The sequence below is a fragment of the Streptomyces sp. NPDC030021 genome, from assembly GCF_055574035.1.
The window spans coordinates 329,556-342,961 of sequence record NZ_JBVIAH010000004.1; the positions used below are offsets into that span (position 1 = coordinate 329,556).

Below are 13,406 nucleotides of genomic sequence, written 5' to 3' on the forward strand. Positions count from 1 at the left end.
GATCACTTATCGCCCGGCAGCGGCTGCCGCCACCTCTTCGGCCAGGATCGGCACGGCCCGTCGGATGTCCTCCGCGCGGTGTTCACTGGTGATGAAGAACCGCAGTCTCGACAGCCCCTCCTCCACGGCGGGGTGGAAGATCGGGTCCGCGACGACGCCCCGGGCGAACAGCCCGTCCGCGACGCGCAGGGTTCTCGCCGAGTCGCCGAGGATGCACGGCACGATGGGGGTGCCGGCGCTGGAGCCCGTCGCCAGGCCGGCCTCGGTGGCGAGCCGGAGGAAGAGCTCGGAGTTCCGTCTGAGGTCACGCACCCGCTGCGGCTCCGCGGTGAGCAGCTCGGTGGCGGCCAGCGCCGCGGCCGCGTTGGCCGGGGTCAGGCCGACGCTGTAGACGAAGCCGGGGAGGGTGTGACGCAGCCAGCGCACCATCCGGGCCGAGCCGCCGAGGTAACCGCCGCAGCTGGCGAAGGACTTGGAGAGGGTGCCCATCCACAGGTCCACGTCGGACCGGTCGACGCCGTAGAACTCGCCCACTCCCCTGCCGTGTTCGCCGACGGTGCCGATGCTGTGGGCCTCGTCGACCATCAGCAGGGCGCCGTAGCGCTTCTTCAGCTCGATTACGGCCGGCAGGTCCACGAGGTCGCCGTCCATGCTGTAGGCGCCCTCGACGGCGATCAGCACCCGCCGGAACCGGGACCTGTTGAGCCGCAGCATGTGCTCCAGCTGCCCCATGTCGTTGTGGGCGAAGGGGCGTCGCGCCGCCCCGGACAGGGCGCAGCCCTGGAGGATGCTGTCGTGGGCGAGCGCGTCGTGCAGAACAAGGTCCTCGGGGCCGACGAGGTGCCCTATCGCGGTGACGTTCGTGGCGTGGCCGCTCACCAGGGTCAGGCAGTCGCCGACGCCGAGGAAGTCCGTCAGCGCCCGCTCCAGCCGTACGGTCAGGTCCCGTTCGCCGGAGAGCACGCGGCTCGCGGAGACCGAGGTGCCGTACCGGTCCACCGCCCGGTGCACGGCTTCGTCGACCGCCGGATGGCCGGAGAGCCCCAGGTAGTTGTAGCTGCCGAAGGACAGCAGGGTGCGGCCCCCGATGACGGTCGTGTCGCGGATGTTTCCCTCATGGACCCGGAAGTACGGGTTGGCCGCTCCGCTGTAGGTGATCCGGCCGAGGCGCTGCTCGAACTCGCCCACTTCCGGGAACGCGTCGACGGCTGCCGTCCTGGCGTCCCATACGGGCTCCTGCTGCGGGGCCGGTCCGGCGGGGGCCGCCGCCGGCGTGCGGTCCGCAGCGGTGTGCGGATCCGTGTCAGGATCCACGAGTTCGATCAGCCGGCCGACGGTGAGTTCGGGCGAGAACAGCTCCTCGGACCGGAAGCCGGGTATCCGCTTGGCGATGTTGATTTCGAGCTCCTGCAGCATCAGGGAGTCGAATCCGAGATCGGTCACCAGGGTCAGGTGCCCGCTCAGCTCGGAGAGCGGGAAGACACCGGTCCGCGAGACCTCTTCGAGCACGAGGGAGGCGGCGGACGCGGCCCGCGCGGCGGCCGTGGCGGGCACGCCGCCGGGGCGTGGCACGGCGGGTGCCGCGCGTGCCGTGGGTGTGGCCTCGGCGGGTTCCGGGACCTCGCGCGCCGAGTCGTCCACGACCCAGTGGCGGCGCGGGGCCAGCGGGCTCGGCGGCAGGGTGCACGGGGGTGTCCGCACCGTCGCGGGCGGCCCGGGCACGGTGCCGGTGGCCGTGTGCCGCGCGAGCTCATCCGTACGGCCCGCCTCAAGGGCGGCGGCCGCCGCCGTCAGCCGGGCGGTGGCGTCGGCGGCGTCCTGGGCCACCAGGGTGAGGTGCTGTGTGAGGGGGGTGCGGCGGGCGAGGGTGTCCGCCACCGCGGCCAGCGGGGGCCGGTCGTCGGTGAGGGTGTCCGCGAGCTCCCGGGCGTAGCGGGCCAGTCCGTCCCGGTCGCGCGCGCTGAGGGCCAGTACGTACGGTCCGCCGGCCGGCGCCGCGGGTGCTGCCGGGCCGGCCGGCGCCGTGGTGCATTCCTCCACCACCAGGTGGACGCCGGTACCGCCGAAGCCGAAGGCGCTGACCCCCGCCCGGCGCGGCCCGGCGCGGTCCGGCCACGGCGTCGGGGCCGTCGCCACGGTCAGCCGAGCGGCGTCGAGCCCGGAGCGATCGGCCAGGTCGCACTCCGGCTGCGGGGGTATCACGCCCCGCTGCACGGCCAGGACCGACTTGATGAGCCCGGCGATCCCCGCGGAGTTCAGCGAGTGTCCGACCACCGCCTTCACGGCGCCGAGGTAGGCGGGTTCGGCGCGCTCACCGCGCAGTTCGCGCAGGACACCGAGCTCGACGGGGTCGCCGACCGTGGTTCCGGTGCCGTGCGCCTCCAGGTAGGCCACCGCGTCCGGGGCGAGTCCCGCGTCCCGGTAGGCCCGGCGCAGTGTGCGGAGCTGACCGGCCGCCTGGGGATGCATGCCGCCGTGCACGGTCCCGTCGTTGGCCGTGCCCACACCGCGGATCACGGCGTAGACCCGGTCGCCCGCCGCCAGCGCGTCGGTCAGGGGCCGCAGCACCAGGACCCCGGCTCCCTCGCCCAGGACGAAGCCGTCGGCCTGCGCGCCGAAGGGCAGGCAGCGGCCGCTGCGCGAGATGGCGCCGATCCGGCACAGCCCGACCAGCAGGTCGGGGGTGAGTATCAGTTGGGCGCCGCCCGCGAGGGCGATGCGGGAACGGCCCGCGCGCAGTGCGTGCACGGCGTTGGCCACGGCCATGAGTCCGCCCGAGCAGGCCGAGTCCAGGGCGTAGCTCTCGCCGTGCAGGTCGAAGACCGAGCTGATGGTGTTGGGGCCCATGTTGAGCAGGAGCCCGGCCACGGAGGTGCCGTTGAGTCCGTCGACGGCCCGGACCGACTCCAGCAGGCGGGGGTGGCCGAGCCGCGCGCCGAACTCGCCACCGGCCAGCTGGCGCATCCGGATCTGCAGGGTGCTGAGTTCGCGGTAGCCGCCCTCGGTGAGCGCCGTGATCACCGAGGTCTCCTCGCGGTCGAAGCCGTCGACCTCCCACCCCGCGTCCTGGATGGCCTCGCGGGCAAGGTCGATCAGCAGCCGGGCCTGCGGGTCCATCGCCCGGGCCCGCCGCGGCGGGATGCCGTAGTGGGCCGCGTCGAAGTGGCCCACGTCCGGCAGCAGTGCCATCGTGTCCGTGTATGCCGACGAGGCGTCACGGAAGTTGTCGCTCCTGAAGGCCGCGGTGCGCCACCGCGAGTCCGGGATCGCCCCGAACTGTGCCTGCGGGGCCGTCAGCAACCGCCAGTACTGGTTCACATTGCGTGCTCCCGGGAACCGGCACGCCATCCCCACGACGGCGATGTCCTCCCGCCGCGGTCTCCTGGCGTCCTCCATGTGCTCCATCCCTGTCCTGTCACCCCTCTCACCCCTGTCGGTCGCTGGTCGCGAGCCGTTCGCGCCACCAGTCCAAGGTCGCCTTGACCTGCTCGTCGACGGGGGTGGACCGTACCGCGAACGCCGCCTCGTAGGCGCTCGAATTTACGACGAACGGACCGTCGAACTGGTAGCGGATCTCCTTGAGTTCGCGGATCAGCGGGGAGAAGAGCGATGCCACGCCGACCACGGCCGACGGGAGCCCGCGCACGGCGACCGGTCCCGTTCCCGCCTGGGCGCAGAGCCGCCCGACCATCTCCCGTACGGACAGCGCCGGCTGGGTCGGGACGTGCCAGGCGCGTCCCCAGGCACGCTCCTCGTCCGCGACCTCGGCCAGCGTCCGTGCGACATCGGGGAGATAGGTCCAGCTGTGCGGGGCGTCCGGGTCCCCCAGCGTGGTGACCGGCCTGCCGCGCAGCAGCGGCGGCACGACCCGTGCGGCCAGGTGGCCGCCATCGGTGACGCCGGGTCCGAAGAAGTCCGACGCGCGTACCTCGACCGCCCTGATCCGGCCCTGCTCGTGCAGTGTCCGCGCCTGTTCCCAGACCGCGGCGCGGACCCGCCCCTTGGTACCGGTGGCCGCGAGCGGCAGTTCCTCGGTCATGGGGCCGTCCACGGGGCCGTAGCCGTAGAGGTTCCCCAGCATGACCAGTACGGCCCCGGTCGCCTCGGCCGCGGCGCAGAGCGACGAGGCCAGCGGCGGCCAGTCGCCCGCCCAGCGGTGGTAGGGGGGTGCGGCGCAGCTGTGGATCGCCGCCGCGCCCCGCGCGGCTTCGGTCAGTTGCCGGGTGTCCGTCGCGTCGAGGGCGACGTGTTCGATCCCGGGTTCCGGGCTTCGGCCCGATCTGGTGACCACCCTTACGGTACGGCCCTGTTCGGCGAGGAGCCGGGCGGTGGCGGCGCCGGCGGGTCCAAAACCTATGACGACATGAAAGCTCACGCGCGCACACTAGCGCGAGCGACCGGCGCCCCCTGCCGCGGAGAACGTCTCCCGGCCAGCGCCGGGGCGCGAACCGCCGGACACTGGGGACATGAGCGGCAACCCCACCGACGCCCCCGCCGGTGTCCCCACCGGCGGACCGGCGAACGGGCCCGCCGTCTCCCGCCAGGAGTTCGACGCCCTGTTCGCGTCGGTCCGTACGTGGGGCCGGTGGGCGGCGGCCGACCGCGGGGCCTGGAACCGGGTGACGGCCGAGCACGCGCGCAGGGCCACCGCCACGGTCCGGGACGGGACGGTCGTCCCGATGGCACGGCCCTGGGACACCCGCCCCGGCCCGGACAACGCGAAGCCCGCGCTGCACTACATGTCCGACCTCGGCGACGTGCAGGCCCCCGAGCCGTCCGTCCACAAGGACTTCCTGGCCGCGGACTACCACGGCAAGAGCGTGACGCACCTCGACGCACTGTCGCACGTCGCCTACCGAGGGCAACTGTACGACGGGCGCGCGGCGCGCGAGTGCGTCGATGCGGCGGGGGCCCGCTTCGGCGCGGTGTCGGCGCTCGGCCCCCTGGTCACGCGGGGCGTCCTGGTCGACCTGCCCGCCGTCCTCGGGGTCGAATGGCTCGAACCGGGCCGTGCGGTGCACGCCCGGGACATCGTCGCCGCGGAGGAGGCGCTCGGGGTGACCGTCGGGGACGGCGACGCCGTGCTGCTGCGCTCCGGGGCCCTGCGCCGGCGCCGGGAGCTCGGCCCCTGGAACCCCGACGCGGCGAGCGCGGGCTGGCACGTGCACGCCGTACCGCTGCTGGCCGAGCGCGCCGTCGCGCTGCTGGGCGGCGACGGGGACAGCGACGTACGGCCTTCGCCGGTCGAGGGGCTGCACTCCCCCGTCCACACGCTCGCCGTCACGGCGATGGGGGTGCCGCTGCTGGACAACCTCGACCTCGAACCGCTCTCGGCCGCGTGCGCCGAGGCGGGCCGTTACGCGTTCCTGCTCGTCGTGGCCCCGCTGAACGTCCCCGGCGGAACCGGCTCACCCGTCAATCCGGTCGCGATCCTGTGACGCGGGCACCCGCTGATCACTTCGCTCCCGTACCTCATTGCCGAAATGTGAGGAATATACTCAAATCTGGCGATCGAGGGTGCTCCGGTGAGGGGAAGTGATGCACATGGGGGTCGTCGGAGACCGCATCGGCCCCGTGCGATTCCGTGACCGATTCCTGCAGGGCGAGTCGGTCGAGGGAAGCGTGAGAAGTCCGATCCTGAGCTCGTGGCAGCGCAGTCGGCTGCTGGGGCTGTCGCCGGAGCAGTCCGAGCTCCCGTTCCAGGAGGGCTTCGACCCGGACGGTCCGCTGCTGCGCGCCGCCGAGCCCGTACTCGACCGGCTCCAGAGCATCTTCGCGGGCAGCCGTACCAACATCTGCCTCGCCGACGGTCACGGCATGGTGCTCGCCCGCCGCTTCGGCGAGAAATCCATGCTCAGGCAGCTCGCCCCGATCCAGATCCTTCCCGGGTTCGTGTTCGCCGAGCAGGTGGCCGGTACGAACGGCATCGGCCTCACCCTCGCGGAGAGGCGGCTGTGCCAGGTCTACGGTGCCGAGCACTTCGCCGAGCGGTCCCAGTCGAGCGCCTGCACCGCGATCCCCCTGCGCGACCAGCTCAGCGGGCACATCCAGGGCGTCCTGTGCCTCGGCTATCCCTACACCGACGCGGACCCGGCGCTGATCCCCGTGGTGCGCAAGGCGGCCGAAGCCATCGAACGACGGCTGATGGACCAGAGTTCGGCGCGCGAGCACGGTCTGCTGCAGGCCTATCTCGACACCGCGAGCCTGGCCCTGAGCAGCGAGCACGGCCTCGACGGGCACCCGGTCGCGATGTCCGACTTCCTCCAGAGCGAGCTGGAGCAGAGCGACCAGGCGACCCTCAAGGAGAAGGCCACGGAGCTGATGTCCGGGGACCGGCGGGCCGCCGCCGAAGTGCCCCTGTCCCGCGGCCGGTGGGTCACGCTGGTCAGCCACCCCGTGACGAGCGCCGCCGGGGTGGAGGGGGTCGTCGTCGAGGCACTGCTCCCCGAGGACTCGGAGCGGCACGCCCCCGCCCCCTCGCACGCCCAGCCGCATGCCCCCGCTGTGGCGGGTCCCGCGCTCCGTCCTCACGTCACCCCCGGTCCCGGACCGGCGACGGTCCGCGCACGCGGCGCACCGGGCGCCGAAGGCCCCGCCGGGGAGGCCGTCGCGGCGCCCGCCGCCGGCCCCGCCCAGGGCCGTGTCAGAGGGCTGGTGCTGGTGGGCGAGCCCGAGGTGGGCAAGTACGCCGTCGCTGCACGCCGGCGCCTGGAGTTGCTGGCCGAGGCCAGCAACCGCATAGGCACCACGCTGGACGTGAGCCGCACCGCCTGGGAGCTCGCCGAGACGGCCGTCCCGAGGTTGGCCGATTTCGTCACCATCGACCTGCCGGGGAGCGTACTGCTCGGGGAGGAGTCCCCCCATCCCACCACCGAGATGCAGCGCACGGTGGTCCACGGCATCCGCGAGGACTGCCCCTTCTACCCGGTCGGCGCGCGGATCAGCCTGCGGCCCACCACGCCCCACATGCGCTGCATCGCCACCCGGCAGCCGGTGCTCGAACCGGATCTGCGGGCTGCCTTCGGCTGGATCGCCCAGGAACCCCGGCACGCCGAACGGCTCCTCGCCCACAACATCCACTCCCTCATCACGGTCCCGCTGCTCGCCCGTGGCGCCGTGCTCGGCGTCGCGAGCTTCTACCGCTCGCAGGACCCGGCCCCCTACGGGGACGACGACCGCTCGCTGGCCCAGGAGCTCGCCGCCCGCGCCTCCCTCTGCATCGACAACGCCCGCCGCTACACCCGCGAACACACCCTCGCCCTGTCCCTGCAGCGCAGCCTGCTCCCCCGCGACCTCCCCGAGCAGAGCGCCGTCGAGGTCGCCCACCGCTATCTGCCCGCCGAGTCGGGCGTGGGCGGCGACTGGTTCGACGTCATCCCCCTGTCCGGGGCCCGGGTCGCCCTCCTCGTCGGCGATGTCGTCGGCCACGGACTGCACGCCGCCGCCACCATGGGCCGGCTGCGCACCGCCGCCCGCAACTTCGCCGAGCTGGAGCTGGCCCCCGACGAGCTCCTCACCCACCTGGACAACCTGATGGTGCGCCTCGACCGGGAGGAGGGCGGGGACGGTCCCGGCTCCGGCAGCACCGGCATCGTCGGCGCCACCTGCCTGTACGCCATCTACGACCCCACCTCCCAGCAGTGCACGATGGCCCGCGCCGGACACCCTCCGCCCGCGCTGGTGCGACCCGACGGCACCGTGTCCCTCCTCGACCTGCCCGCCGGTCCCCCGCTCGGCCTCGGCGGCCTGCCCTTCGAGTCGGCCGAGATCCGGCTCCCCGAGCACAGCCAGCTCGTCCTCTACACCGACGGGCTCATCGAGGACCGCCACCGCGACATCGACGTGGCCCTCGACGCCCTGAACCGGGCGCTGGCCCACCCGGACCGGGCCCCGGAGGAAACCTGCCAGGCCGTCCTCGACGCCGTGGCACCCGAGCACCCCGACGACGACATCGCGCTCCTCGTCGCCCGCACCCACGCCATACCCGCGGACCGGATCGCCACCTGGGAGCTGGCCGCCGATCCGGCCCTCGTCTCCGAGGTCCGCGCCGCTTCCGTGAGCCAGCTGAACCGGTGGGGGCTGGAGGAGTCCGCGTTCGCCACCGAACTCCTGCTCAGCGAGCTGGTCACGAACGCCGTCCGGTACGGGAACGCACCCATCCGGGTCCGTCTCATCCACGACCGCAACCTGATCTGCGAGGTGCACGACGCCAGCAGCAGCGCCCCGCGCATGCGTCAGTCGGCGACCACCGACGAGGGCGGCCGCGGCCTGTTCCTCGTCGCGCAGCTCGCCCAGTCCTGGGGCACCCGCTACACCACCGACGGCAAGGTCATCTGGGCCGAGTGCACCCTGGCCGCCGCCTGACCCGCGAACCCCCGGCCGTTCGGCCATTGGGGTCAGACAGCACGGCGACATACCGGGAATGAGCCGTGATATCCCCGTAGAGTGCCCCGTACCGTCGGGAAGAACTCGGAGGCCGACCCCCGGAGAAGTCTGTGCATGACGCTCCCGACACCTGGGCGAGCCCACCCTCGCAGTCCGGTGCCGCACCACTCGTCCGCCTGCGCGGCCTGAGCAAGCGGTTCGGCGGCACGCTCGCGCTGGACTCGGTCGACCTCGACATCCGGCGCGGCAGCGTCCTCGCCCTGCTCGGCCCCAACGGAGCCGGAAAGTCGACCCTCATCAAGGTGCTCGCCGGGGTGCACCAGGCCGACACGGGCGAGGTCACGGTGGCGGGCCATCCCCTCGGCAGCCACGCCGCGACCCGGAACATGTCCTTCATCCACCAGGATCTCGGGCTCGTCCCGTGGATGACGGTGGCGGAGAACATCGCCCTGGGCGCCGGCTTCCCCCGCCGCTGCGGACTGATCTCCTGGCGGCGGACCCGGAAGCGCTGCGACGAGGCCCTGCGGATCGTCGCCGGGCACCTGGACGCCGACGCCCGAATCGCCCGCCTCGGCCCCGCCGAGCGCTCGCTCGTCGCCATCGCCCGCGCCCTCGCCACCCGGGCCGAGCTCATCGTGCTCGACGAGCCGACCGCCACCCTCCCCGCCGCCGACTGCGCGCGGCTCTTCGACGTACTGCACACCCTGCGCGACCGCGGTCACGGCATCCTCTACGTCAGCCACCGGCTCGACGAGGTCTACCGGGTCGCCGACACCTTCGCCGTCCTGCGGGACGGCCGGCTGGTCGACCGGGGCCCGCTCGCCGGTCACAGCCCGGACCGACTGGTTCACGCGATCGTGGGCCACGCACCGGCCGGACGGGCGCCGGGCACTGCCCCGGCCGCCGGCGCGCCCCTGCTGAGCCTCGCGAGGGTGCGGACCGTGTCCACCGGAGAGGTCAGCCTGGACCTGCGCGCCGGTGAGATCCTCGGCATGGTGGGCCTGACCGGCGCCGGCCACATGGAGCTGGGCCGCGCCCTCGCCGGCGCCCGGCCGATCCTCGGCGGGCAGGTGCTCCTCGACGGCCGGCCCTACCACCCGCGTACGGTCCACTCCGCACTCGACTCCGGTGTCGGCTTCGTGGCGGCCAACCGCCAGGAGGAGGGCTGCGCCGCCGACCTGACCGTGCGGGAGAACTTCCTGGCGAACCCGCGCGCGGCCGGCGCCCCCGCAGCGCACTGGATCAGCCCCCGCCGCGAGCGCGCCGAGGCCACGGCCCTCATCGACCGGTTCTCGGTGCACCCCCGCGACAGCGAGGTGCCGATCGCCACCCTGTCCGGCGGCAACCAGCAGAAGGTCATGGTCGGCCGCTGGCTCCGGGGACACCTGCGTCTGCTCGTCCTGGAGGAGCCGACCGCCGGGGTGGACGTCGGGGCCAAGGCGACCATCCACCGGCTGCTCGCCGACGCACTGGCCTCGGGCCTGGCGGTCCTGCTCATCTCCACCGATTTCGAAGAGGTCGCGGACGTGTGCCATCGCGCTCTGGTGTTCGCCCGCGGGAGCGTGAGCACCGAGCTGAGCGGTGCGGCCCTCACCGTCGCCGAACTCACCCGAACCGCCTCGGCCATGCCCGCGATCACCGGACCCACGACGGACCGATGACCATGCCTCCTTCCCCTTCCCCTTCCCCTTCGCCCTCGTCCTCGTCCCCGTCCCCGCCCTCGTCCTCGTCCTCGCCTCCGCCGCGCTCCCCGCTGGACCACCTGCGGGGTCACCACATCGGCGCCTACGGCCTGCTTGCCCTCGCCGTCCTGCTCTTCCTGGTCTTCTCCCTCGTCCTGCCGGACACCTTCCCCACCCGGGACAACGTCTCCTCGATCCTGTCCAACCAGTCGATCCCGGCCATCCTGGCCCTCGGCGCGACCATCCCCATCGCCACCGGCAAGTTCGACCTGTCCATGGGCTACGGCCTCGGCCTGGCCCATGTGATGGTGATGCAGCTCATCGTCAACACGGGCTGGCCCTGGCCGCTCGCCTGTCTCACCGTGGTCCTCGGCGGGGCACTGGTCGGCGTCCTCAACGGCGCCATCGTCGAGTACGTGCGGATCGACTCCTTCATCGCGACGCTCGGCACCGGCAGCATGATGTACGCCGTCACCGGCTGGATCACCGACGGCTCCCGGATCGTCCCCGGCCCGGACGGTCTGCCCGCCGCCTTCACCGGCCTCTACGACTCCCGCTTCCTCGGCCTGCCGCTGCCCGCCTACTACGTCCTGGCCCTCGCGGCCGCGCTCTGGGTGGTCCTGGAACGGCTGCCGCTCGGCCGGTACATGTACGTCATCGGCTCCAGCCGGCGCACCGCCGACATCATCGGCATCCCCAGCCACCGGTACTCCGTCTACGCCTTCGCCGGATCGGGCCTGGTCACCGGCCTCGCCGGGGTCCTCCTCGCCGCCCAGCAGCAGACCGGCAACCCGAGCGTCGGGCTGGACTACCTGCTGCCCGCTTTCGTCGGCGCCCTGCTCGGGTCCACGACGATCAAACCCGGCCGCGTCAACGCCCTCGGCACCGTCGTGGCGGTCGCCGTCCTCGCCATCGGCCTCGCCGGCATCGGCCAGCTCGGCGCCGACTTCTGGGCCACGCCGCTGTTCAACGGGGCCACCCTGCTCATCGCCGTCGGCCTGGCCGGCTACTCCGCCCGCCGCCGGCTGCGCACCCCCTAGAAAAGTTCGTACGCGCACCGCGTCAGGAGCACCGTGTACCCGAAGGACTCGCACTCGCACCGCAGGACCACCCGTACGACCGCGGCCCTGCTGGCAGCGGCCGCCGCCCTCGTCTCCGGCTGCGGGAGCGGCGGCCCCTCCACCGGCGCCGCGCCGCCCGAGGCAGGTTGCCCCACCGCCCTCGCGAGCGCCGCGGCGGCCGTCTCGCGGGCCGAGAAGGCCGACACCGCCTGGCACGGCCCCACCACCGGCCCTGCGGCGGTCCCCGGCAAGTCGATCGTCTACGTCGCGCAGACCATGACCAACCCCGGTGTCGCGAGCGTCGCGAAGGGCGTCGAGGAGGCCGCGAAGGCCATCGGCTGGCAGGTCCGGGTGATCGACGGGGACGGCACCCCGGCCGGCATCCAGGCGGCGCTCAGCCAGGCCATCACCCTGCGGCCCTCGGGCATCGTCATCGGCGGCTTCGATCCCCAGCTGACCTCGCAGCAGATGGCGCGGGCCGAAGCGGCGCACATCCCGGTGATCGGCTGGCACGCGGTGGGCTCCCCCGGCCCGAGCGAGAGGCCGAAGCTGTTCACCAACGTCACCACCAAGGTGGAGGACGTGGCGAGGATCAGCGCGGACTGGATCATCGCCCGGTCCGCGGGTGATGCCGGGGTCGTCCTCTTCACCGACGACTCGATCCCGTTCGCGAAGAACAAGGCCGAGCTGATCCGCAAGGAGCTCGCCACCTGCTCCGGCGTACGGCTCCTGAGCTACGAGAACATCCCCATTCCCGACGCGGCGAGCCGCACGCCGCAGGCGGTCTCCTCGCTGCTCTCCCGCTTCCAGGACGACTGGACGTACTCCGCCGCCATCAACGACCTCTACTTCGCGGACGCGGCCCCGGCCCTGCGCGCGGGGGGCAGGCCCGGCTCCGGGCCGCCCTTCAACATCGGCGCGGGCGACGGCGACCCCTCCGCCTTCCAGCGGATCAACAGCAAACAGTTCCAGGCCGCCACCGTGCCCGAGCCGCTGAACCAGCAGGGCTGGCAGATCATCGACGAGTTCAACCGCGCCTTCGCCGACCGGCCGGCCAGCGGCTACGTGGCCCCCGTGCACATCGCCACGGCCGGCAACAGCGACGGCGCCACGTCCTGGGACCCGTCCGGTTACCGCGAGGGGTACCGCCGGATCTGGGCGGGCTGACGACACGGCGCGGCGGGCACCGGCCCCGCTCGGTGCGGGGCCGGTGCCCGTGGCGTGCCGGGTTCCGGGTTCCGGGTTCCGGGTGTTACTGGTACGGGTCGAAGGGGATGCCCGCCGGCTTGGCCTCCGCCAGGTGGGAGGCGAAGGAGCCGTCCTTCAGCCCGAAGTGCGCGCTGCCGAAATCGGCCTGGGTGAGCTTGTCCCGCACCGTCGCCGGGTAGCCCGACCACCCGACGAGGGTGGGGAACTGCCAGGCGCGGCGGTGGTTCTCGGGCGGTTCGTCGTTGGTGTTCGCGGCGCGGAAGCAGTGCGTTCCGATGCCGTCCTTGTGGTAGACGATCTTGGGGTGGTTGCCGTCCCAGCGGATCTGGTCACGGGAGTGGATGTTGAAGTCCCCGTGCGCGGAGGTCGCGACGTACTTGGCCTCGTTGCCCTGGATCCACACGACCACGTGCTCCCAGTCGTGGCGGTGCCCGCCGAGCTCGATGCCGGCCAGGGCCTGGTCCTTCTCGAAGTAGAGCGCGTACATGACGGCGCACCAGCCGTTGTTGCAGGCCCAGCGGGAGTAGCCGTTGGTGTTGTCGAGGTCCGAGGCGTCCCGGCAGTTGCCGTTGAGGGCGCCGGTGGGTTTGAGTCCGCCGTTCAGAACCCCGCTCGAACTGATGGCGGGTGTCGGGTAGCAGCCGTCGGTGTCGTAGTCGTAGGCGGGCTGGTAGGTCAGCTCGATCGCTTCGGCTCTGCCGGGAAGCGCCGGGGGCGGCGCCGCGAAGGCCACGTGGGGAACAGCGATGACCACCGCAAGGGCAGCACCGACGACCACCATCGACGTCCGGATGTGACGGTTCGTCCGCAAAACGGGCCTCCTGGCCGACCGGGTGCGAAGGGGGCGGACGCGTCACGACGGAACACCGCCGACCGACACGCCGCGAGCATCATTCGCGAACCGGGGCGACACGGCAAGAGGCCGGGAAGACTCCGTTCCTTGCGTACCGAGAAGCCGGATACACCTTGCAGACAAGAAAATTGACGGAATGTCAGATATGTTCGCTCACGAGCCGGGCGCAGCCCGTCTCCCGCCCGCCGGAAGGCCGCTGCGGGAAGCTCGACGGAA

8 protein-coding genes are annotated in these 13,406 nt (G+C 72.8%); 5 read left to right on the plus strand and 3 right to left on the minus strand.

From position 1 onward, the window contains the following. Positions 1 to 6: 6 nt before the first annotated feature. Both ACZ4YL_RS10405 and ACZ4YL_RS10410 read right to left on the minus strand, forming a co-directional pair. Positions 7 to 3,396, minus strand: a complete 3,390-nt coding sequence (locus ACZ4YL_RS10405) for an aminotransferase class I/II-fold pyridoxal phosphate-dependent enzyme (protein ID WP_468115308.1) — start codon at positions 3,394 to 3,396, stop codon at positions 7 to 9. A 28-nt stretch (positions 3,397 to 3,424) separates the two neighbouring features. Beyond that, positions 3,425 to 4,375 carry an NAD-dependent epimerase/dehydratase family protein gene (locus ACZ4YL_RS10410; RefSeq protein WP_468115310.1) on the minus strand — a complete coding sequence of 317 codons (951 nt, stop codon included), beginning with the start codon at positions 4,373 to 4,375 and terminating at the stop codon, positions 3,425 to 3,427. A 91-nt stretch (positions 4,376 to 4,466) separates the two neighbouring features. Between ACZ4YL_RS10410 and ACZ4YL_RS10415 the strand changes: the two genes are divergently transcribed. From ACZ4YL_RS10415 to ACZ4YL_RS10435, 5 genes are all read left to right on the plus strand, one after another. Beyond that, the gene (locus ACZ4YL_RS10415) at positions 4,467 to 5,438 is read left to right on the plus strand and encodes a cyclase family protein (protein ID WP_468115312.1); all 972 of its coding nucleotides are present in this window, start codon (positions 4,467 to 4,469) and stop codon (positions 5,436 to 5,438) included. A gap of 106 nt (positions 5,439 to 5,544) precedes the next feature. Further along, positions 5,545 to 8,364 (plus strand): SpoIIE family protein phosphatase, encoded by a 2,820-nt coding sequence (locus tag ACZ4YL_RS10420; protein WP_468115314.1) that lies wholly within the window; start codon positions 5,545 to 5,547, stop codon positions 8,362 to 8,364. A gap of 131 nt (positions 8,365 to 8,495) precedes the next feature. Beyond that, a complete protein-coding gene (locus tag ACZ4YL_RS10425; protein ID WP_468115316.1) occupies positions 8,496 to 10,046 on the plus strand; it encodes a sugar ABC transporter ATP-binding protein in 1,551 nt (516 codons plus the stop codon). Beyond that, positions 10,043 to 11,107 (plus strand): ABC transporter permease, encoded by a 1,065-nt coding sequence (locus ACZ4YL_RS10430; protein ID WP_468115318.1) that lies wholly within the window; start codon positions 10,043 to 10,045, stop codon positions 11,105 to 11,107. Before ACZ4YL_RS10425 ends, ACZ4YL_RS10430 begins: the two co-directional genes overlap by 4 nt. A gap of 33 nt (positions 11,108 to 11,140) precedes the next feature. Next, positions 11,141 to 12,295 (plus strand): substrate-binding domain-containing protein, encoded by a 1,155-nt coding sequence (locus tag ACZ4YL_RS10435; RefSeq protein WP_468115320.1) that lies wholly within the window; start codon positions 11,141 to 11,143, stop codon positions 12,293 to 12,295. Between the two features lie 85 nt (positions 12,296 to 12,380). Here ACZ4YL_RS10435 and ACZ4YL_RS10440 read toward each other — a convergent pair whose 3' ends face one another. Then, positions 12,381 to 13,118 (minus strand): NPP1 family protein, encoded by a 738-nt coding sequence (locus ACZ4YL_RS10440; RefSeq protein ID WP_468115632.1) that lies wholly within the window; start codon positions 13,116 to 13,118, stop codon positions 12,381 to 12,383. Positions 13,119 to 13,406 lie beyond the last annotated feature (288 nt).

Bases quoted from the DNA above. Each gene is read 5' to 3' on its own strand.
- ACZ4YL_RS10440 (WP_468115632.1), bottom strand. From the start codon at position 13,118: ATGGTGGTCGTCGGTGCTGCCCTTGCGGTGGTCATCGCTGTTCCCCAC.
- ACZ4YL_RS10430 (WP_468115318.1), top strand. From the start codon at position 10,043: ATGACCATGCCTCCTTCCCCTTCCCCTTCCCCTTCGCCCTCGTCCTCG.
- ACZ4YL_RS10420 (WP_468115314.1), top strand. From the start codon at position 5,545: ATGGGGGTCGTCGGAGACCGCATCGGCCCCGTGCGATTCCGTGACCGA.
- ACZ4YL_RS10415 (WP_468115312.1), top strand. From the start codon at position 4,467: ATGAGCGGCAACCCCACCGACGCCCCCGCCGGTGTCCCCACCGGCGGA.
- ACZ4YL_RS10405 (WP_468115308.1), bottom strand. From the start codon at position 3,396: ATGGAGGACGCCAGGAGACCGCGGCGGGAGGACATCGCCGTCGTGGGG.